Origin of the sequence: Maribacter sp. 4G9, assembly GCF_002742265.1 — a bacterium.
Lineage (GTDB): Bacteria > Bacteroidota > Bacteroidia > Flavobacteriales > Flavobacteriaceae > Maribacter.
In genome coordinates, this window is the sequence record NZ_MDGL01000032.1 from 53,251 (window position 1) to 73,945 (window position 20,695).

Below are 20,695 nucleotides of genomic sequence, written 5' to 3' on the forward strand. Positions count from 1 at the left end.
CATTTATAAATTGCAAAAAACAGCAAATTATAAAATTATTGCCTATATTTGCACGAATTAAAATGTCAAACTTCAACATTATATGAAAACCACCATGGTCAAAAAAAAGCGGGACATCAACCACCAACCCATCGGACAGTTTGAGGAAACCCGATTTGAAAAAATCCACAATGTAATTTTCTCGGATTCCAATGAAGCGTCCATTCGTGTAGCGGAAGAGATTGCCGAGCTCATCCGCAAAAAACAAAATCAGAACAGAACATGTGTTCTGGGACTCGCTACAGGTTCCTCCCCTATCCGGGTTTATGAAGAGCTTGTAAGAATGCACAAGGAAGAAGGCCTTAGCTTTCAAAATGTAGTGACCTTCAATCTTGATGAATATCTGCCCATGGAAAAAAGCAATATTCAGAGCTATCACTATTTTATGCATGAGCACCTTTTCAACCATATAGACATTGACCCTGAAAACGTGCACATTCCTGACGGTACGGTTGCTACGGAGGATACCACGGCCTACTGTCTTGGGTACGAAAGAAAAATCAAGGAATACGGTGGCCTTGATTTTCAATTATTGGGTATTGGTAGAACGGGACATATTGGTTTCAACGAGCCCGGTTCCCACTACAATTCGGGCACTAGGGTCATCACCTTGGACCACATAACCCGGGTGGACGCAGCGCCATCCTTCCTAGGTATCGCCAACGTTCCCAGAAAAGCGATAACCATGGGTATTTCCACGGTTAGAAAGGCCAAGAGAATTATATTATTGGGCTGGGGAGAAAATAAGGCTGAAATCATCAAAAAAACCATTGAGGGTGAGATTTCCTCCCAGGTACCTGCAACCTATCTACAAAACCATTCCAATTGCACCTTTATCTTGGATACCGGTGCGGCATCGGAATTGACCAAAAACAAAACTCCTTGGTTGGTGGATGCCTGTGAGTGGACGGAAGAGCTCAAGGCCAAGGCGATTATATGGCTCTGCGAAGAAACGGGCAAGACCGTTTTGAGCCTTACCGATAAGGATTATAACGATAACGGGATGGCCGACCTGCTCTCCAAGGAGGACTCCTACGATCTAAATATTCAAATCTTCAATAAGCTGCAGCATACTATCACCGGATGGCCAGGTGGAAAACCAAATGCGGACGATACCCATAGACCTGAAAGGGCAGAACCTGCCAAAAAACGGGTAATCATTTTTAGTCCCCACCCTGATGACGATGTCATTTCCATGGGAGGAACGTTTGACAGATTGGTGGAGCAGGGTCATGAGGTACATGTGATCTATCAAACATCTGGAAACATAGCAGTTTCGGACACCGATGCCAGAAAATTTGCTGAAATCGCGATGAATTTGAATCCATCAGAAAAGGTTCAAAAAATCATCAACTCGATAAACAACAAACAGGATAGCCAGATAGATTCCCCTGAATTGCGAAGGTTAAAAGGAGACATTAGACGATCAGAATCCTATGCGGCCACACGATATATGGGGCTAAAGGATGCCCATGTCCACTTCCTGGATTTACCTTTCTACGAGACGGGAACCATAAAAAAGAACAACCTGTCCGAGGAAGATATCGCACTTATGGTAGATATAATTAAACAGATAAAACCGCACCAAATATATGCAGCCGGTGACCTAGCAGATCCGCATGGTACCCATAAAGTCTGTTTGGATGCCGTTTTGGAAGCCCTTAAACGACTAAAACCGGAACCATTCATTAAAGATTGTTGGTTATGGCTGTACAGGGGTGCTTGGCACGAATGGGATATCAATGAGATAGAAATGTGCGTTCCCATGAGTCCGGGGCAAGTCCTGAAAAAACGAAATGCCATTTTCTGCCATCAGTCCCAAAAGGACGGCGTCATGTTCCAGGGAGACGACTCGCGGGAATTCTGGATGCGTGCCGAGGAACGTAACAGGGACACGGCCAACAAATACAAGGACCTGGGCATGTCCTCGTATGCCGCCATGGAAGCTTTTGTGAGACATAAATTTTAATACTCTTAAAAAAGGGCCTATTTTCGATTAAATAGGCCCTTTTTTAATTTTTCCCATGCCCAAAAACTTGTTTGTAATTTTTCTTGTTATACTTGCCAGTTCCTGCGGTGTCTTTACCTCCAATATCCCACAGCCAAAAAATGAATTTCGTGGAGTTTGGATTGCCACGGTGGTTAATATCGATTGGCCAAAAAACGGAATGGATTCCGTTGAAAAACAGAAGGAAGACTACCTTAGAATTTTGGATTTTTATAAAAGCTTACATTACAATGCCGTCATTGTACAAGTTCGTGCGGCAGGTGACGCTTTTTATCATTCGGATTACGCCCCATGGTCCCGATTTCTTACCGGAAAGGAAGGTGAAAACACCAAATGGAAGGAAGACCCTTTGGCATGGATGATCGATCAGGCCCATAAACGTGGTTTGGAGTTTCACGCTTGGCTAAATCCCTATAGGGCTACATTTGATTTAAATACCGATATTCTAAGTCCGGACCATGATTTTAACACGAACTCGGATTGGATGGTCAAATACGGAACCAAATATTATTATAATCCCGGATTGCCGGAGGTACAAGAAAAACTGACTTCAATTATAAAGGAACTGACCCTCGCATATGATATTGACGGGATTCATTTTGATGACTATTTCTATCCCTACACCATTAAGGACGAAGTGTTTAATGACAGTATCACCTTTTACAACTGTTCCCAACCGCAGCAGTCTTTGGCCGACTGGCGGCGCAGCAACGTGGACAGCCTCATTAGAAAAAGCTATGCAACAATTAAGTATATCAAACCGTGGGTATCTTTTGGGGTGAGTCCGTTTGGCGTATGGAAGAACAAGTCTACGGACCCACGGGGATCCGAAACCCAGGCGGGTCAAACAACTTATGAAAACCTATTTGCAGACCCCTTACTTTGGATGGAAAAGGGGTGGCTTGATTACATAGCCCCTCAAATTTATTGGAGTTTGGACCTTCCTGTTGCCTCCCATAAAACCCTTGTGGATTGGTGGGCAAAAAATAGTGAAAACAGTTATGTATATATTGGGAATGGGGCGTACAAAATCCGAAACAATAGCGATCAGGCATGGAAGAATAAGAAAGAATTGCCTAATCAATTCAAGTTGGCACGGCAGACCCCAGAGATATCAGGGAACATTTTATTCAGTGCAAAATCCCTGATGGATAAAAATCAGGATGTGGTTTCCTATCTGGGAAGAAAGTATTACAAATGGCCGGCCTTAACGCCCGAAGTGAAGAATGGCTACGAGGAGCGTTTAGAAAACGTCAACATTACCGGAAAAGTACAATCACCAGATTTTGTGACACTGACATTGGACCCTAAAAATGCAACTCAATATGTAATCGTGTATAAATCGGGGAAAAAAAATACCTCGGAATTAAAAAGTAAAAAACTTTTGGACAAGATTTTTGTTCCTACCGGATCAAACCAAGTTCAAATACCAAAATCGGTTCTAAAAAGAAATGATTTTGCCATCACTTTTTTGGACCGATATGGACGTGAATCTCAACCAACAATCATACATTTAAATCAAATACCGGGGTATGGCAGAAAAAGATAAGGGCGCATGGGGATGGGTCCCCATTTTATATTTCACGCAAGGTCTGCCCTATGTTTTGGTGGTGACGGTTTCGGTAATCATGTACAAACAATTGGGCGTAAGCAATTCAGACATTGGGCTGTATACCAGTTGGTTATACCTCCCCTGGGTGTTGAAACCGCTTTGGAGTCCTTTGGTAGATCTTAAAAGTACCAAACGAAAGTGGTTTTTGGCGATGCAACTGCTCATCGCCATTGCCTTGTTGGGGGTAGGATTGAGCATACCCACCAACATGTTTTTCATAACGACCCTCGCCTGTTTTTGGATGGCTGCATTTGCATCGGCGACCAATGACATCGCTTCAGACGGGTATTATATGCTCGGACTAACCGAAAAAAAGCAATCCTTTTTCGTAGGCATGCGAAGCACCTTTTACCGTTTGGCCATGGTTACAGGAGAAGGATTGATAGTCATTTTAGCCGGATTTCTAGAAAACAAATATGGAGACAACTCAAAAGCATGGAGCATCACAATGATTGCGGCGGCCGTCCTAATGCTGCTATTGACCCTCTCTAATTTTTTTGTTACCCCAAAATATGAATCGGTAACGGCCTATGTAGCCGAAAAACCGAAAAGCTTTTTGGAAGTATTCAGCACCTTTTTTCAGAAGAAAAATATAGGTATTGCTTTGGCCTTTATCCTAACATACAGGCTAGGGGAATCCCAATTGGTAAAGATGGCGGCCCCGTTCATGCTCGATAGTCCTGAAAAAGGCGGCCTTGGCTATTCTACAGAGCTTATTGGAACCATTTTTGGTACGGCAGGTGTCATCATGCTTTCCATTGGGGGCATTTTAGGGGGTATCTTGATATCCAGGGACGGACTCAAAAAATGGATGTTCCCTATGGTTCTTTCTTTAAATCTCCCCAATATATTCTATGCCATGTTGGCGATTACGAAAACAACACATGTGGTTCCTGTCACCGCTACTGTTATGTTCGAAAAGTTTGGGTACGGATTTGGTTTTGCTGCTTTCCTAATGTATCTCATCTATATTGCAGAAGGTAAATCCAAAACCAGCCACTATGCCATTGCTACAGGTTTTATGGCCTTGGGTATGATGCTTCCGGGAATGATTAGTGGTTATGTGCAGCAATGGTTGGGCTATGACGGATTTTTTATTTGGGTCGTAATCGCCGCATTGCCTTCCCTGATTTTATTAAAATACATTACTTACCCGCCAGAATTTGGTAAGAAAACCGATAACTAACATGAAGTCGTTACCTAATTATAATGAAGCCAAAAACACCTTAAGTACTGCCGAAAAAATTGGACAGTTCTTTATGCCCGCGGCATTCATTAATGATACCGAAGAAGAAATCCGTGCCTTGGAAGACGTGATCAGGAATCACGGTATTGGGGGCATTTGCTTTTTTCATTCCAGGGCCAGTGCGGCAACCAATTTCGAGGGAAAAAAAGAGGTCATTCGGAATGAGGAAAGTTTTGAAACCCTTAAATCATTGATAAAGAGATATCAGTCGGCATCAAAATACCCCCTATTTATTGCCATAGATGCAGAATGGGGCTTGGCTATGCGTATCGAAAATACACCACAGTATCCTTATGCGATTACTTTAGGCGCATTTAGTGGAAAGGAAGAACTCATATATGAAGTTGGGAAGAACATTGCCCAAGACTGCTTGGCAGCAGGCATACATTGGAACCTTTCTCCGGTAGTGGATATCAATAATAATCCAAACAACCCCGTGATCGGTTATCGGTCTTTTGGGGATAATCGAGAACAAGTAACGCAAAAAGCTTTGGCCTATATCAAGGGAACTGAAAGTGTTGGCGTGTTGACCAGTATCAAACATTTTCCGGGACACGGAGATACTTCGGTGGATTCCCATTTGGGGATTCCGATAATCGATAAATCGAAGAAGGAACTTTTGGAAAATGAACTCTATCCCTTTCAAAAAATAATATCGGAAGGAATCGATGCAGTTATGGTGGGACATTTGACCATTCCGGCTTTGGCGAAAGGCAAGACTTCACCCGCCAGTATTTCCCGTGAAATCAGTACCGATTTCCTACGGGGCGAAATGCATTTCAAGGGAGTCGTTATTTCCGATGCCTTAAATATGCATGCCGTATCAAAGAATTATTCGGTGCCAGGTGAACTGGAATGGCTCGCCTACCAAGCTGGAAATGATATCCTTTGCTTTGCCGAACATGTTAAAGAAGGTATTGAAACCATCGCGAAGAATAGTACGGAAAAACAGTTGGAAGAAACCTTTGAACGGGTATGGAAGCTCAAGGAAAAGGCCATGGGAAATCCATACCATGATAAATTTACTGAACTATCCAAAAGCGCAGCATTGAACAGGAAAATCGCCGAGGAAAGCATTACGTTATACCACGGAAACGAGGCCGACATCAATACTTTCAGCAAAAAAAACTTCTGTACATTTACTTTAAAGCAACCGAAAGGAAATCCTTCACAAGAGGAAATACTTTCTTTTTTGGAAGCATCAAAACTGGAAATTAAGGATGAACAGGATATTCTTTTGCTCCTGACCCCACCCAAGGTAAAGCCTGCGAACAATTTTGGTTTTCTAAAAGCCGAAATCGATTTTATCAATACCCTACTTGAGGAAAAGAATGTGGTGCTCTATCATTTTGGAAATCCGTATTCATTGAAACTTTTTGATATAAAAAAATCCTTGGCCACTGTGTTGGTCTATCAAGATTTTACCGAATTTCAGGATGTGGCCACGGAACATTTCCTGGGAAAAATAAAGGCAAATGGAAAACTTCCGGTATCCCTAACTTGATGAAAAAAATGAAAGTCTATAAAGTCGTTGGAATGATGTCCGGTACCTCCTTGGACGGCCTGGACCTTGCGTACTGCCATTTCTGGAAAAAGAAAGACCATTGGCAATTTGAGATAAAGGCATCGGAAAGTATTTCCTATGCCCCAAAGATGCAAGGCGACCTAAGGGACGCTATACATCTATCGGCAGAAAAACTGCTGCAGCTACATAACGAATATGGCACTTGGTTGGGGGAACGGGCAAAGGAATTTATTCAAGAACAGAACCTGGAAGTCGATTTTATCGCCAGTCATGGCCATACCTCCCACCATCGCCCCGAGCTTGGACTTACCTTTCAACTGGGTTCCGGTCAACATCTGGCAAATGCCTCTGAACATAAAATTATTTGTGACTTTAGGAGCAACGACCTTGCCTTGGGAGGTCAAGGCGCACCCTTGGTACCTATTGGTGACCGTTTACTTTTTAACGAATATGATTTCTGTCTGAATCTTGGTGGCATTAGCAACATTTCCTTTGAATTGAAAGGAAGAAGAATAGCCTACGATATCGGGCTAGCCAATATGATATTGAATTATATTACGAGAAAAATTGATTTGGATTATGATGAAAATGGAACACTTGCTAGGTCGGGCACCATTATTCCAACGATGCTAAAAAAACTGAACGAACTATCTTACTACCTTCTGCCCCATCCCAAGTCCATTGGGTATGAGTGGTTCTTGGAGGAAGTGGTGCCCATCGTGGATGAAACCAAAGATAGCACTGAAAATCTGCTACATACGGCCGTACATCACATTTGTGAAAAAATTGCCCAACAAGTGGCGTTAAATGCCAATAAAACCAATCAAAAATTGTTTGTCACCGGAGGAGGGGCCCTAAATACTTTTCTTATTGAAACTTTAGAACAAAAATTGGATTCTAAAATTGAAGTGGTAGTTCCAGAGAAGATATTGATAGAATTCAAGGAAGCACTTGTTTTTGCCTTTATGGGAGTACTAAGGTCTGAAAGGGAAATCAATGTGCTCAAAACGGTAACGGGCGCCCAAAGGGATTCATCCAGCGGTGTGATTTTCTTACCCAATTAAAGTATTTTCACTAAATTTCTAATCTAAACAGATAATTCCTAAAAATGTCCGACAAACAAAAGCAAGCTAGCGCATACTGGAAAGAAAACGTCAAATATCTCTTCATCCTTTTGGCAATTTGGTTCTTAGTATCGTATGGGGCTGGAATCCTATTCAAGGATGCCATGGATTCAATCAAAATAGGAGGTTTTAAGCTAGGTTTTTGGTTTGCACAACAAGGTTCTATTTACGTTTTTGTAATCCTCATTTTTGTTTATGTAAGGCTCATGAACAAATTGGACAAGAAATATGGGTACGATGAATAAAATGACCCTAGATACCCTATAAATAGAAAAATCAATCAAACCAAACCATTATGAGCGTTCAAATATGGACCTATCTTCTTGTCGGAATTACCTTCGCCTTATATATAGGCATCGCCATTTGGTCCCGTGCAGGTTCCACTAGGGATTTTTATGTGGCTGGAGGCGGGGTTTCACCTTTGGCCAACGGTATGGCAACGGCCGCAGATTGGATGTCCGCAGCTTCTTTCATCTCCATGGCCGGCATCATTGCCTTTGCGGGATATGATGGTTCTGTTTATCTCATGGGATGGACCGGTGGATATGTACTTTTGGCGCTATTATTGGCTCCTTATCTTCGGAAATTTGGAAAGTTCACCGTACCAGATTTTATAGGAGATCGCTACTATTCTAAAACTGCCAGGATTGTGGCCGTAATCTGTGCCCTCATAGTTTCATTTACCTATGTTGCCGGACAAATGCGTGGGGTCGGCGTAGTATTTTCCAGATTCTTGGAAGTGGATATCAATACCGGGGTCATCATAGGAATGGTCATCGTACTTTTTTATGCGGTTTTGGGAGGGATGAAAGGTATAACCTATACCCAAGTAGCACAGTACTGCGTGCTCATTTTCGCATTTATGGTGCCCGCCATATTTATTTCAATTCAGATGACGGGCAATCCTATACCTCAATTGGGAATGGGGTCGAAACTAGCCGATGGCTCTGGAACGTATTTAATGGATAAATTGGACGGACTATCCACGGAATTGGGCTTCAACGCCTATACCAACGGCTCTAAATCCATGGCCGATGTATTTGCCATTACTTTGGCCCTTATGGTGGGTACAGCGGGGCTGCCACACGTTATTGTACGCTTCTTCACGGTAAAAAGAGTCAAGGATGCAAGAAAATCGGCCGGACTGGCCCTGTTACTGATTGCAATACTCTACACTACCGCACCTGCAGTTTCTGTATTTGCAAGGACCAATATGATCAACACGGTCAACAACATGGAATATAGTTCTATGCCGGAATGGTTTACAAAATGGGAAACTACAGGTCTTTTTCAATTCGACGATAAGAACAAGGATGGTAAAATACAGTATGTAGCAGATAAAAGCACCAACGAACTTTACGTAGATCCCGATAGCATGGTACTGGCGAATCCTGAAATAGCCAACCTACCTGCATGGGTCATCGCTTTGGTCGCAGCCGGAGGTTTGGCAGCTGCCTTATCAACTGCCGCTGGCCTTTTGTTGGTTATATCCTCTTCAGTATCCCATGATCTTATAAAAAAAGTATTCAAGCCCAATATTTCGGATAAAGGGGAACTATGGGCCGCACGTCTTGCGGCCACCGTGGCCGTGGTCATTGCAGGATATTTTGGCATTAATCCACCCGGTTTTGTTGCGGCTGTGGTCGCCTTGGCCTTTGGATTAGCGGCTGCCTCGTTTTTTCCGGCAATTGTTCTGGGTATTTTTTATAAAAAAATGAATAAGGAAGGTGCAATAGCCGGAATGGTTACGGGCACGCTGCTGATGTTGTTCTATATGACCAAATTCAAGTTCGATTGGTTTGGCGGGGGTACACCAGAGGATTGGTGGTTTGGAATTTCGCCGGAAGGTTTTGGCAGTATCGCCATGGTCGTTAATTTTATAGTATCTATTGTCGTCATGAAGTTTACGCCACCACCACCTGAAAATGTACAGGAAATTGTGGAGGACATACGGATTCCAAGCGGATCCGGAGAAGCCAGCGGTCATTAAGTATTAATAATTTTAGTAGAAATCAGAATTTAGCAATGAGTAACTATCACATCAAACACTTAGAGGAATATTATCAAGTTTATAGAAAATCGGTCCGTAATCCTGAGGCCTTTTGGGAAGAAATAGCCGAGGAGCATTTTGTATGGCGAAAACGATGGGATAACGTGCTGAGTTGGGATTTTACAAAACCCGAAATTAAATGGTTTGAAGGTGCCCAATTAAATATTACCGAAAACTGTATCGACCGTCATTTGCCCACACGGGGCAACAAAACGGCCATTCTTTTTGAGCCCAACGACCCAAAAGAAGAAGCCGAACATATTACCTACAGACAGCTTCACGAACGTGTGTGCAAAATGGCCAATGTGCTCTTGGAAAAAGGCGTGAAAAAAGGTGACCGTGTCTGCATTTACCTGCCCATGATTCCCGAATTGGCCATTTCGGTATTGGCGTGTGCAAGAATCGGTGCCATACATTCCGTAGTGTTTGCCGGTTTTTCATCCAATGCCCTTTCAACAAGAATCAATGATTCCGATTGTAAACTGGTGATTACTTCGGATGGTTCGTACAGAGGTTCCAAGACCATCGATCTAAAGGGAATTGTGGATAAGGCCTTGGAAGGGTGTCCTGGAGTAGAAACCGTATTGGTAGCCAAACGTATCCATAGTGAAATAGAAATGGTTCCCGAAAGAGATCATTGGTTACAACCTCTTTTGGACGATGCTTATGGCGATAATGTAGCCGAAATCATGAATGCGGAAGACCCACTGTTTATTTTATACACTTCAGGTTCCACAGGGAGACCCAAAGGAATGGTGCATACTACGGCGGGTTATATGGTCTATACCGCCTATACCTTCAAAAATATATTTCAGTACAGGGAAGATGATGTGTACTGGTGTACGGCCGACATTGGTTGGATTACGGGACATTCCTATATCGTCTACGGGCCTTTGGCCAATGGCGCTACTACAGTAATGTTCGAAGGGGTGCCATCTTACCCTGATTTTGGCAGGTTTTGGGAAGTGGTTCAAAAACATAAAGTAACCCAATTCTATACGGCACCAACGGCCATTAGGGCACTTGCCAAGGAAAATCTCGATTTTGTTGAAAAATACGATCTATCAAGCCTTAAAGTATTAGGCTCCGTGGGTGAGCCCATCAATGAGGAAGCATGGCATTGGTACAATAACAACGTGGGCAAAAAGAATAGTCCAATTGTTGATACTTGGTGGCAAACGGAAACAGGAGGCATCATGATCAGCCCCATACCCTATGTAACGCCAACCACTCCAACCTATGCCACGTTGCCTTTCATTGGAATTCAACCAGCTTTAATGGACGAAAACGGAACCGAAATCAAAGGAAATCAGGTGGATGGAAGACTTTGTATAAAGTTCCCATGGCCTTCCATTGCAAGAACCATTTGGGGCAACCACGAAAGGTATAGGGATACGTATTTTTCTGCCTATGAAAACATGTACTTTACGGGTGACGGTGCCTTACGTGATGCCGTTGGATACTATAGAATAACAGGTCGTGTAGACGATGTAATCATCGTTTCAGGACATAATCTGGGAACCGCGCCAATAGAAGATTCCATAAACGAACATCCGGCCGTTGCGGAATCCGCCATCGTTGGCTTTCCGCATGATGTAAAGGGAAATGCCCTTTACGGATATATCATTTTGAAGGAAACCGGGGAAAGCCGAGATAAAAATAACCTTCGAAAAGAAATCAACCAACAGATTACGGAACAAATCGGTCCTATAGCAAAACTGGATAAAATACAATTTGTTTCGGGTCTTCCCAAAACACGAAGTGGAAAGATCATGCGAAGGATTTTGCGCAAAATCGCAAGTGGAGACACTTCAAATCTTGGCGACACGAGTACACTTTTGAATCCTGAAATCGTTCAGGAAATTATGGACGAGGCACTGTAATTCTATTGATACGCCCTATTACTTGCAAACAGTGGTCTTGTTTTAAAGGCAATGAACAGGACCACTGAAATCAATCCACATATCCCCAGACCTGCAAACAAGGCCCACACGGTGTCGGTAATATACTTTCCGATGAATATGGAAATGGGTATGGACAAAATTGTGGACACAAATCCCGTTATGGCAGCTCCTATTCCCGCAATATGCCCGATAGGTTCCATGGCAATAGACCTTAAGTTCCCCCAAATAAAGCCCAAGCACAAAAAAAGAATCGAAAGAAAAGAGATCAAAACGGACACACTGGGGTCTGGTTCGTTCCAGAAAATAATACTGTAAAGTAGGGCGATTGCCGTGAAAGTGGACAAGGCAACAAAAGACAGGTTTCGCATACCAAATCGTACCACAAGGGTACCATTGGTCAGGGTAGAAAAACCTATGGAAATGGCCAATCCAGCAAAAATTAAAGGAAAACTATCGGCCAAGCCGTACAATTCTTCAAAGACGTGTTGGGCCGAACTCAAATACACCAAAAAAGAACCGGTAATCAATCCAGAGATTATCGTACAGGAAACCGTTTCGCGATGCTTGAAAATTTCCTTGGTTCCCCTAATAAATACGGATGTTTTAAAGGGAACCTTGTATTCAGGTTTTAGGGTTTCTTCCTGCCTTTTATAAAACCAAAAGGACACAAGTACCGCAAAAAATAACTGGGCATAAAAGATACCTTCCCAGCTGGAAAAACTCATGATGAATTTACCAAAAGCAGGTGCAATAACCGGCACGATAATAAAAAACGCTGTAACGAAGGACATGATCTTTGCCATATAATCGCCCCGGTACGTATCCCTAATGATGGAAATACTAATGGTCCTTGGCGCCGATAACCCAACACCTTGGAGAATTCTTCCTACGATCATGATTTCAAGATTGGGTGCCAAAAGACAGATAATACTGGCTACCCCAAAAACGGCAAAACCAATATAGACAATGGGTTTTCTTCCCAAACTGTCAGATAAGGGCCCAAAGAACAGCTGGCCTACCCCAAGTCCTAAAAATATCATGATAATCAAGAGTTGGTTTTGGGTGGCATCCAAACTGTTGATCGCGATTCCAATATCCGAAATCGCGGGAATCAAGGCATCGATCGTAAGGGCCACAATGGACATTAACGATGCCATTAGGGCCACGAATTCAAAGTTTGGTTTTACATGTTCATTTTGCATGGTGCAAAAGTAAACCTTACCATTAGATAGCGAAGTATCCGAGCTTCAATTTTAAGTTTTGTACAATTTTGAGATTCAAATATGTATTTTTGGGCTAAATAATTATTTAATGCTCATTATTGGAATAGCGGGAGGAACAGGCTGCGGAAAAACTACCGTGGTAAATCAAATCATCAACGAATTGCCTAAAAACGAAGTAGGGGTAATTTCCCAGGATTCCTATTATAACGACCTTTCCCACCTAACCTTGGAAGAGCGTCGAAAAACCAATTTTGACCATCCCAGCGCCATTGATTTCAAACTCCTGGAGCAACATTTAAAGGCCTTAAAAGCAGGGGAATCCGTTGAACAACCGGTCTATTCCTTTTTGGAGTGTAATCGCACGGAAAAGACCATACCCACCCATCCAAGAAAGGTTATGATCGTTGAAGGAATCTTAATTTTGACGAATTCCGAAATCAGAAACATGTGCGATATCAAAATCTTTGTGCATGCCGATACGGACGAACGGCTAATACGGAGGTTAAAAAGGGACGTGAACGAACGGGGATGGAACCTGAACGAAACCTTGAAAAATTACCAGAATGTCATAAAACCGATGCACGAGCAATTTATAGAGCCTACCAAGGAATATGCGGACATCATCATTCCCAATAATAAATACAATACCGTAGCCGTTGAAATTGTAAGGAGCATTATTAACGAAAAATTAGCCAAGGCCTAATGGGACTGAATGAATTAAAGGAGAAAAAATGGTTCAAGGTCATGACCAATATTTATGTTTTGGTGCTCACGGTTTTTGTTATTTGGATGGTATTTTTTGATACCAATTCCCTTTTGATACATATGGAGCTTAAACGTGAAATAAATAAACTTGAAAAAACACAGGAGTTCCTAAAAAAAGAGATCGCAAAGGATAAAAAAGTCATTGAAAAATTGTCCAACGAGGATGAGTTGGAAAAATTTGCACGGGAAGAATATTATCTAAAGAAGAAAAACGAGGAAATCTATTTAATTGAATATGAGGACAGTCTCAAACGCAAGGAAAAAAAAGAATAATGTGATTTCTGTCGCGATTTCCAGATTACATTTGAATCCTATATAACGTTTTGATATATAAAAATTTAACGCTATTTTAATGAAAAGCTTTTGGTTATTCACCTAGTGTTAACAAAATCCTTTTATCAGCCCCACAAATAATCGTATTTTTACACCCTAACTTACTTGGTATATGGGCAAGATAATTGCTATTGCAAATCAAAAAGGTGGTGTTGGCAAAACGACTACGACCGTTAATTTAGCGGCGTCGCTAGGGGTGCTTGAAAAGAAGGTACTGTTGATCGATGCAGACCCCCAAGCCAACGCTACGTCTGGGTTGGGTATTGATGTGGATAGTATCGAGTTGGGCACCTACCAACTTTTGGAACATACGAAAACCGCCAAAGAAGCCATAATGCCTACTACTTCCCCCAATGTTGATTTAATTCCGGCCCACATCGATTTGGTGGCCATTGAAATAGAATTGGTAGATAAGGATGAACGGGAATACATGATGAAGAAGGCCATTTTGGAACTGAAGGACGACTACGATTACATTCTCATAGATTGTGCGCCCTCCTTGGGATTATTGACCTTGAACGCCCTAACTGCTGCAGATTCCGTGATTATCCCCATTCAATGTGAATACTTTGCCTTGGAAGGACTTGGTAAACTCTTGAATACCATCAAAAGCGTGCAACGGATCCACAATCCACAATTGGATATTGAAGGAATGTTATTGACCATGTACGATTCTAGGTTACGCCTTTCCAACCAAGTGGTTGAAGAGGTCAAAAAGCATTTTGGCGATATGGTCTTTGAAACGATCATACAGCGAAATGTTCGATTGAGCGAAGCGCCCAGCTATGGAGAAAGTATCATAAAGTATGATGCCGCCAGTAAGGGGGCCACGAACTACCTAAATCTGGCGGACGAGGTAGTAAAGAAAAACAAGCAGACAGCATAACATGGCAAAAGCAGTAAAAAAACAGGCTTTGGGAAGAGGACTATCGGCATTGTTAAAAGACCCCGATAACGATATACAATCTGCAACGGATAAAAATGCGGACAAGGTTGTGGGCAACATTATTGAACTGGATTTGGAGGACATCGATGTCAATCCCTTTCAGCCCCGGTCCAACTTTAATGACGAAACCTTACAGGAACTGGCCACTTCCATCCGGGAATTGGGCGTTATCCAACCCATTACGGTCAGGAAGCTAGGTTTCAACAAATACCAACTCGTATCCGGAGAAAGAAGGTACAGAGCATCCAAATTGGTAGGATTGGATACCATTCCCGCCTACATTCGCATCGCCAACGACCAGGAATCCTTGGAAATGGCCTTGGTGGAAAACATTCAACGGCAAGACCTAGACCCCATTGAAATTGCGCTTTCCTATCAAAGGCTTATAGATGAAATCAATCTGACCCAAGAAAAACTAAGTGACCGAGTGGGAAAAAAACGGTCAACGATTGCCAATTACCTGAGATTACTAAAGCTAGACCCGATTATTCAAACCGGAATGCGTGACGGGTTTTTGAGCATGGGCCACGGAAGGGCCTTGGTGAACATCGAAAGCAGACAGGACCAAATAGCCCTTTATGAGAAAATCGTGGGACAAAATTTATCGGTCAGGGATACGGAGAATGCCGTAAAGAATTACCATCAAAAAGATACTCCCAAACCTACCAAATCAAAGGTGGAAACCCCTACCTATGTGGCATCGGGTATCGAAGAAATCTCCAAACATCTGTCCGCAGGTATTAAAGTGAAGACCTCTGGAAATTCCAAAGGAAGCATTACCATTCCGTTCCACTCCAAAGAAGAATTCGAGCGTATAAAAAAGCTGATAACGGGTGCATAAACACTTTTCAATACTCTTCCTAATGTTTTTTTTGGCCGCAGTTTCCTATTCCCAAGAGGAAGAGACTCCGGAGGAAAAAACAACGGATTCCATTTCCAACGCACTTAGTACGGATGTATTGGTCATGGACGATTCCCTAAGTGTAAAAAAAATTAGAAACATTAATCCTTTAGCCCCAAGTAAAGCTGCATTTTACTCTGCCGTGCTTCCCGGTCTGGGACAAATCTACAACAAGCGATATTGGAAAACACCCATAGTTTGGGGTGCTCTTGGGGGAAGTGTATACGCCTATACTTGGAACAATGACAATTACAAGCGTTTCAGGACGGCATTCAAAAGAAGACAGGCAGGTTTTACGGACGACGAATTCAATGGTGAAGGTATTTTTCCCCTCTTGGATGACGGCGATCTTGAAAACCAACAGGAACGTTTCCAGCGAGACCGAGACCTATGGTTGGTATTATCCATTGTAATCTACAGTTTGAATATTATTGATGCCAATGTGGATGCCCATCTAAAGCAATTTAATATTGATAATGATCTTAGCCTGGATTTTGAACCGTATCTAGACCTGAATGCCGTTACCAACAACCCCACCTATGGAATGGCCTTAACCATAAAATTTTAACTATGAGGATTGCACTTTTCGGCTACGGAAAAATGGGAAAAATGATCGAGCGGTTGGCCGTTGAAAGGGGGCATGAAATCATTGCCAAAATCGATGTGGAAAATAAAGAAGTGGATTACTCCATAATGGATGTGGCCATAGATTTCAGCACTCCAAATGCCGCATTTGACAATATCAAGAATTGCATTGACCATAACATTCCCATCATCTCGGGAACTACGGGGTGGCTTTCAAAATATGGGGAATTGGTTCATTATTGCGAGGAAAAAAATGGTGCCTTTATATATGCCTCCAATTTTAGTCTAGGGGTAAACATCTTTTTTGAACTTAACGAATATTTGGCCAAAATGATGAATAACCTTTCCCAATATGAAGTATCCCTCGAGGAAATACATCATACCCAAAAACTGGACGCCCCCAGCGGCACGGCAATTACCTTGGCGGAAGGAATTATTTCCCATACGGGCTACCAAGATTGGAAGCTGGATGAAGGCGGAAATCAACAGTTAAAGATTGCATCCAAAAGAATTGGGGATACACCGGGCACCCATATAATAGATTACACAAGCGGGGTAGACAGCATTGAAATCAAGCATACCGCCCACAACCGCGAGGGATTTGCCTTGGGTGCGGTCATTGCGGCGGAATGGATTTTGGGCAGGACAGGTGTTTTTACGATAAAGGATGTGTTAAACCTAGGTTAAAACAAGTAACAAATAAATAGTCATTAGACTGATACAATCAAATTAAGTTCCCAGACGGAGCGTAAAATCTCGATTATAGCGTAAAACATAACATCATGAATGGAACTCAGTGGATTATTTTCATTTTAGCAATTCAGGTAATTCATTTCCTAGGAACTTGGAAATTATATGTTAAGGCTGGTCGCAAGCCCTGGGAGGCCATCGTACCCATATACAATGCCATCGTGTTGATGCAGATCATCAATAGGCCCAAGTGGTGGGTCATTTTATTGTTCATCCCCATCATCAATCTTCTGATGTTTCCGGTAATCTGGGTAGAGACCATTCGAAGTTATGGAAGGAACAGCCTAGCAGAGTCATGGTTGGTTGTTTTGACCCTTGGGTTTTACATTTACTATGTAAATTATGCCTTGGATGTTAAATATATTGAAAACAGAAGCCTCCACCCCGGTACCGCATTGGGCGAATGGGTGAGCTCCATTGTTTTTGCGGTCGTTGCGGCAACGTTGGTACATACCTATTTTATTCAACCATATGTGATACCCACGGGATCTTTGGAAAGAACCCTACGGGTGGGTGACTTTTTGTTCGTGAGCAAATTCCATTATGGGGCGAGAACTCCTATGACTACGGTTGCCGCGCCCATGGTGCATGATACCTTGCCTATTATTGGAACAAAATCCTATTTGAACAAACCACAACTTCCCTATTTTCGCTTACCGGGATTTACAAAAGTAGAACGGAACGATATCGTGGTCTTCAGCTGGCCTGCCGATACCGTTAGGCAATTTTTTAGGGCAGAAGCGGGGGTCAAAAAGCCTATTGACAAAAAATCCAACTATGTAAAACGTTGTGTGGGCATTCCCGGGGACTCCTTGGAAGTTCGGGACGGCTACGTGTTTATTAACGACAAACAATTGGTATTGCCCGGCAGTGCCAAACCCCAGTATGACTATATTATTTATTCCCAAAAAGGGGTATCCTCCAGAATACTGGACCAATTGGGAATTACGGATTTTACCAGAAAATACATATCCGGTCCCGTAAACCAACAACAGGCACAGGCGATTAATCCCTATTTAAAAGGGTTCAATCAATTGGCCGATGGCCAACTGGAACTCTATACGGGAAGCTCAGGTTTTCCTGCGGATGTCATCAGAAACAATCGTCTTTCCCTTAAAGAGGTAACCGATCGGGAACGAATGGTACCATTGACAGATGACATGGTAGCGACCTTACGTAAGGATGCCGGTATAGATTCTGTTGTGCGACAAGTGGTTCCCAAAGGTAGAAGGGGTATCAACCTCTTTCCCCAAAGTCCGGATTATCCATGGAACTACAGTCAAATGGGACCCATTTATATTCCCAAAGAAGGCACAACAGTATCCTTGGATCTTAAAACATTGCCGCTGTACAAAAAGATTATCCGCGAGTATGAAGGTAATACCCTAGCCGTGAACGGCAATCAAATTTTAATCAACGGGAATGTTGCCGACAGCTATACTTTTCAACAGGACTATTATTGGATGATGGGAGATAACCGTGACCATTCAGAAGATAGTAGGGCCTGGGGATATGTTCCCGAAAACCACATCGTGGGTACGCCCATTTTCATATGGATGAGTTTTGACAACTTTACGGAACCTATGTCCAAATGGCGTCCAAGATGGGACCGAATCTTTACGACGGTAAACAGTGATGGGGAGCCAAAATCCTATTTCAAGTATTTCTTGATCCTCTTGGCGGCCTATTTTGTAGGAAGCTGGTTTTGGAAACGAAAAAAGGCCAAAAAATAACCATAGGCACCCATGACCATACTCCATCCTGCTTATTTTCCCAATGTGGCTTTTTTCAGTATTTATGGTAAAGCCAAGGATGTAGTATTTGAATTGCAGGACAACTATCAAAAACAAACCTACAGAAACCGGGCGCATATCTGTAATGATAGGGGCAAACACCTGCTCAGTATTCCTATCGTACATACCAAAGGTGCCGATGGTAGGCAGCTCTACAAAGAGGTAAAACTGGACAATTCCTATCCATGGCAGCGACAGCATTGGAGAACTTTGGAAACGGCCTACAGAACCTCTCCTTTTTTTGAATTTTATGAAGATGAGATTAGGCCCTTGTATGAAGAAAAGTTCGAACTGCTAATAGATTTTAACTTGGCTTCCATCGAAATAATCTGCGATTGTCTTCAAATGGATTTAGTAAAAAATTTCACGGAAGAATATGTCTTCGAACATAGGAAAGATTTTCGCTATTTGGTCAATGCCAAAAAGGAGGTTCCGTATGATTTCCCCGAATATGTTCAGGTTTTTGGGGACCGACACGGGTTCATACCCAACTTGAGCATTCTGGACGTACTTTTCAACCTGGGGCCCAACACCTTGGAATATCTAAGAAATATTGAAATAGACGGGTCCAATGCTTAGGTTCACCTTGCACTATGGTATTCATTTTATAGTCCCTTTGCTTGTGGCTTTCCTATTTTTTAAGGAACAAAGACTAAAAGTAGGTTTGATACTTTTGGCCGGGATTCTACTGGATTTGGACCATCTTTTGGCTACGCCCGTTTTTGATGCCGATAGATGTAGTATCAATTTCCATCCCCTACATACCTATTGGGCGATGGGTATATATTTTTTGATGCTGTTTTGGAAAACTACCCGGATTTGGGGAATCGCTTTTTTGATACACATGGTGGCCGATATCACCGATTGCCTATTTGTCCGAAGTAACCTTTAGCGTTGCCATGATGGGTTCATGGTCTGAGAGGGAAACCTTATAATTGGTATGGTCCAAAATATCTATACCTGGGTCGGTTAAAATAAAATCGATTCGCAACGGGAACTTCCAAAAGTTGATGGTCCTACCGTAACCATTTCCCTTTTCCACAAAGCTATCGGCCAGCTCTTGTTTTAGCTGCTGATAGGCATAGGAATATTGGGTATTGTTCATATCCGCACAAACAATTTTACTATACCGCACCCCGTTCATGTGCTCCCTTATCAAATCTGCCTGTTCCTGTTGTTTCGCAAAGGAATTTCGCAAACGACCCAATAATCTATCCGATCGTTCCCGTTTCAAGCTTCTGGGACGCACTTTTAAGGATTCCAAATGTAGATTGTATACGCGAAGGGTATCCTTTTGGTACAGTACATCCACAAAACTGGCCCCGTTCAAGGAGTTTGGAAACTCAATATTACCTTTATTGACAATCGGGTATTTGGAATAGATAGCCATTAAGACCCCTTTTTCTTCTGATCCTACCTCGTAATTTGTAAAACTGTATGGATACTTGGTAAAAACTTCATTCCGCAAACCGTAGTACCCAAACTCCTGCAAACAAATGATATCCGGATTTTCCTTTTGGATGAACTCCGCAATTTCTGGGACAATGGGTCGGTCATAATTACGTGGAAACCCTTCAAACCCCTGTATATTGAAACTCATGACTTTTAGGGCATCCTCGCTATAGGCTTCCCCGGAACTGAACTGAACGAAAGAGCCCAAGCTAAAAAAGCCAATCACCAAAACGACAAAGGACAGCCATAAACGTTTTGGCTTTACCATCAGCCAGTATAAAAGAAATAAAATGTTTAAAAGCACCAACACAGGAACTATCAGGCTTAAGAAGGAAAGGGTGGCCGACTTCATATGCGGTGCCATGCAGGCCAAAAGCAATGCCAACGAAAAAACAATATTTAACCCGTAAACGGTTTTACCCCAGAGAGACATACGCCA

The 20,695-nt window shown here is 42.5% G+C and carries 19 protein-coding genes; 17 read left to right on the forward strand and 2 right to left on the reverse strand.

Translation table 11 applies throughout. The features are described from left to right. The first annotated feature begins 82 nt into the window (after window positions 1-82). Genes nagB through acs form a run of 8 tightly spaced genes read left to right on the forward strand, consistent with a single transcriptional unit; the run spans window position 83 to window position 11,487 of the window. Window positions 83-2,008 carry a glucosamine-6-phosphate deaminase gene (nagB, locus tag BFP75_RS03570; RefSeq protein WP_099543302.1) on the forward strand — a complete coding sequence of 642 codons (1,926 nt, stop codon included), beginning with the start codon at window positions 83-85 and terminating at the stop codon, window positions 2,006-2,008. A 55-nt stretch (window positions 2,009-2,063) separates the two neighbouring features. Next, on the forward strand, window positions 2,064-3,596 hold the full coding sequence (locus tag BFP75_RS03575; RefSeq protein ID WP_099543303.1) for a glycoside hydrolase family 10 protein: 1,533 nt from the start codon (window positions 2,064-2,066) through the stop codon (window positions 3,594-3,596). After that, window positions 3,580-4,845: an MFS transporter gene (locus tag BFP75_RS03580; protein WP_099543305.1), complete on the forward strand. Its 1,266-nt coding sequence runs from the start codon at window positions 3,580-3,582 to the stop codon at window positions 4,843-4,845. The genes BFP75_RS03575 and BFP75_RS03580 overlap by 17 nt, the downstream gene beginning before the upstream one ends. A gap of 1 nt (window position 4,846) precedes the next feature. After that, entirely contained in the window at window positions 4,847-6,409 is a 1,563-nt protein-coding gene (locus BFP75_RS03585; RefSeq protein WP_099543307.1) for a glycoside hydrolase family 3 protein, read from the forward strand. An 8-nt stretch (window positions 6,410-6,417) separates the two neighbouring features. Then, complete coding sequence (locus BFP75_RS03590) at window positions 6,418-7,494, forward strand: anhydro-N-acetylmuramic acid kinase (protein WP_099543493.1); 1,077 nt, start codon at window positions 6,418-6,420, stop codon at window positions 7,492-7,494. Window positions 7,495-7,538: 44 nt separating this feature from the next. Beyond that, window positions 7,539-7,799 carry a DUF4212 domain-containing protein gene (locus BFP75_RS03595; RefSeq protein ID WP_099543309.1) on the forward strand — a complete coding sequence of 87 codons (261 nt, stop codon included), beginning with the start codon at window positions 7,539-7,541 and terminating at the stop codon, window positions 7,797-7,799. A gap of 50 nt (window positions 7,800-7,849) precedes the next feature. Continuing rightward, window positions 7,850-9,544 (forward strand): sodium:solute symporter family protein, encoded by a 1,695-nt coding sequence (locus tag BFP75_RS03600; protein ID WP_099543311.1) that lies wholly within the window; start codon window positions 7,850-7,852, stop codon window positions 9,542-9,544. 2 nt (window positions 9,545-9,546) lie between these two features. Then, on the forward strand, window positions 9,547-11,487 hold the full coding sequence (gene acs, locus BFP75_RS03605) for an acetate--CoA ligase (protein ID WP_262497597.1): 1,941 nt from the start codon (window positions 9,547-9,549) through the stop codon (window positions 11,485-11,487). Between the two features lie 2 nt (window positions 11,488-11,489). On the opposite strand, the gene BFP75_RS03610 is transcribed toward acs, so the two are convergent. Further along, on the reverse strand, window positions 11,490-12,710 hold the full coding sequence (locus BFP75_RS03610; protein WP_099543315.1) for a multidrug effflux MFS transporter: 1,221 nt from the start codon (window positions 12,708-12,710) through the stop codon (window positions 11,490-11,492). Between the two features lie 109 nt (window positions 12,711-12,819). Between BFP75_RS03610 and udk the strand changes: the two genes are divergently transcribed. The 9 genes from udk (at window position 12,820) to BFP75_RS03655 (ending at window position 19,696) form a co-directional block, all read left to right on the forward strand. Beyond that, the gene (udk, locus tag BFP75_RS03615; RefSeq protein ID WP_099543318.1) at window positions 12,820-13,434 is read left to right on the forward strand and encodes a uridine kinase; all 615 of its coding nucleotides are present in this window, start codon (window positions 12,820-12,822) and stop codon (window positions 13,432-13,434) included. Continuing rightward, window positions 13,434-13,769, forward strand: a complete 336-nt coding sequence (locus BFP75_RS03620) for an FtsB family cell division protein (protein ID WP_099543320.1) — start codon at window positions 13,434-13,436, stop codon at window positions 13,767-13,769. The genes udk and BFP75_RS03620 overlap by 1 nt, the downstream gene beginning before the upstream one ends. A gap of 172 nt (window positions 13,770-13,941) precedes the next feature. Further along, window positions 13,942-14,715, forward strand: coding sequence for a ParA family protein (locus BFP75_RS03625; RefSeq protein ID WP_099543323.1), 774 nt, complete (start codon window positions 13,942-13,944; stop codon window positions 14,713-14,715). 1 nt (window position 14,716) lies between these two features. Continuing rightward, a complete protein-coding gene (locus BFP75_RS03630; protein ID WP_099543325.1) occupies window positions 14,717-15,616 on the forward strand; it encodes a ParB/RepB/Spo0J family partition protein in 900 nt (299 codons plus the stop codon). Window positions 15,617-15,638: 22 nt separating this feature from the next. After that, window positions 15,639-16,244: a DUF5683 domain-containing protein gene (locus BFP75_RS03635; protein WP_099543327.1), complete on the forward strand. Its 606-nt coding sequence runs from the start codon at window positions 15,639-15,641 to the stop codon at window positions 16,242-16,244. A gap of 2 nt (window positions 16,245-16,246) precedes the next feature. Then, window positions 16,247-16,948: a 4-hydroxy-tetrahydrodipicolinate reductase gene (gene dapB, locus BFP75_RS03640; protein ID WP_099543330.1), complete on the forward strand. Its 702-nt coding sequence runs from the start codon at window positions 16,247-16,249 to the stop codon at window positions 16,946-16,948. A 95-nt stretch (window positions 16,949-17,043) separates the two neighbouring features. Next, a complete protein-coding gene (gene lepB / locus BFP75_RS03645; RefSeq protein WP_099543333.1) occupies window positions 17,044-18,744 on the forward strand; it encodes a signal peptidase I in 1,701 nt (566 codons plus the stop codon). Between the two features lie 12 nt (window positions 18,745-18,756). Continuing rightward, on the forward strand, window positions 18,757-19,383 hold the full coding sequence (locus BFP75_RS03650) for a WbqC family protein (protein WP_099543334.1): 627 nt from the start codon (window positions 18,757-18,759) through the stop codon (window positions 19,381-19,383). Next, on the forward strand, window positions 19,376-19,696 hold the full coding sequence (locus BFP75_RS03655; protein ID WP_099543337.1) for a DUF6122 family protein: 321 nt from the start codon (window positions 19,376-19,378) through the stop codon (window positions 19,694-19,696). Before BFP75_RS03650 ends, BFP75_RS03655 begins: the two co-directional genes overlap by 8 nt. On the opposite strand, the gene BFP75_RS03660 is transcribed toward BFP75_RS03655, so the two are convergent. Next, window positions 19,673-20,689, reverse strand: coding sequence for an endonuclease/exonuclease/phosphatase family protein (locus BFP75_RS03660; RefSeq protein ID WP_099543339.1), 1,017 nt, complete (start codon window positions 20,687-20,689; stop codon window positions 19,673-19,675). The two genes, BFP75_RS03655 and BFP75_RS03660, sit on opposite strands and share 24 nt — an antisense overlap. Between the last annotated feature and the right edge of the window lie 6 nt (window positions 20,690-20,695).

What these genes read in the sequence shown, in the direction of transcription:
- udk (WP_099543318.1), top strand. Translation starts at nt 12,820, where the DNA reads ATGCTCATTATTGGAATAGCGGGAGGAACAGGCTGCGGAAAAACTACC.
- dapB (WP_099543330.1), top strand. Translation starts at nt 16,247, where the DNA reads ATGAGGATTGCACTTTTCGGCTACGGAAAAATGGGAAAAATGATCGAG.
- BFP75_RS03630 (WP_099543325.1), top strand. Translation starts at nt 14,717, where the DNA reads ATGGCAAAAGCAGTAAAAAAACAGGCTTTGGGAAGAGGACTATCGGCA.
- BFP75_RS03580 (WP_099543305.1), top strand. Translation starts at nt 3,580, where the DNA reads ATGGCAGAAAAAGATAAGGGCGCATGGGGATGGGTCCCCATTTTATAT.
- BFP75_RS03590 (WP_099543493.1), top strand. Translation starts at nt 6,418, where the DNA reads ATGAAAGTCTATAAAGTCGTTGGAATGATGTCCGGTACCTCCTTGGAC.
- BFP75_RS03655 (WP_099543337.1), top strand. Translation starts at nt 19,376, where the DNA reads ATGCTTAGGTTCACCTTGCACTATGGTATTCATTTTATAGTCCCTTTG.
- BFP75_RS03600 (WP_099543311.1), top strand. Translation starts at nt 7,850, where the DNA reads ATGAGCGTTCAAATATGGACCTATCTTCTTGTCGGAATTACCTTCGCC.
- BFP75_RS03575 (WP_099543303.1), top strand. Translation starts at nt 2,064, where the DNA reads ATGCCCAAAAACTTGTTTGTAATTTTTCTTGTTATACTTGCCAGTTCC.
- BFP75_RS03635 (WP_099543327.1), top strand. Translation starts at nt 15,639, where the DNA reads ATGTTTTTTTTGGCCGCAGTTTCCTATTCCCAAGAGGAAGAGACTCCG.
- BFP75_RS03610 (WP_099543315.1), bottom strand. Translation starts at nt 12,710, where the DNA reads ATGCAAAATGAACATGTAAAACCAAACTTTGAATTCGTGGCCCTAATG.
- BFP75_RS03625 (WP_099543323.1), top strand. Translation starts at nt 13,942, where the DNA reads ATGGGCAAGATAATTGCTATTGCAAATCAAAAAGGTGGTGTTGGCAAA.
- nagB (WP_099543302.1), top strand. Translation starts at nt 83, where the DNA reads ATGAAAACCACCATGGTCAAAAAAAAGCGGGACATCAACCACCAACCC.
- lepB (WP_099543333.1), top strand. Translation starts at nt 17,044, where the DNA reads ATGAATGGAACTCAGTGGATTATTTTCATTTTAGCAATTCAGGTAATT.
- BFP75_RS03585 (WP_099543307.1), top strand. Translation starts at nt 4,847, where the DNA reads ATGAAGTCGTTACCTAATTATAATGAAGCCAAAAACACCTTAAGTACT.
- BFP75_RS03660 (WP_099543339.1), bottom strand. Translation starts at nt 20,689, where the DNA reads ATGTCTCTCTGGGGTAAAACCGTTTACGGGTTAAATATTGTTTTTTCG.
- BFP75_RS03620 (WP_099543320.1), top strand. Translation starts at nt 13,434, where the DNA reads ATGGGACTGAATGAATTAAAGGAGAAAAAATGGTTCAAGGTCATGACC.
- BFP75_RS03595 (WP_099543309.1), top strand. Translation starts at nt 7,539, where the DNA reads ATGTCCGACAAACAAAAGCAAGCTAGCGCATACTGGAAAGAAAACGTC.
- BFP75_RS03650 (WP_099543334.1), top strand. Translation starts at nt 18,757, where the DNA reads ATGACCATACTCCATCCTGCTTATTTTCCCAATGTGGCTTTTTTCAGT.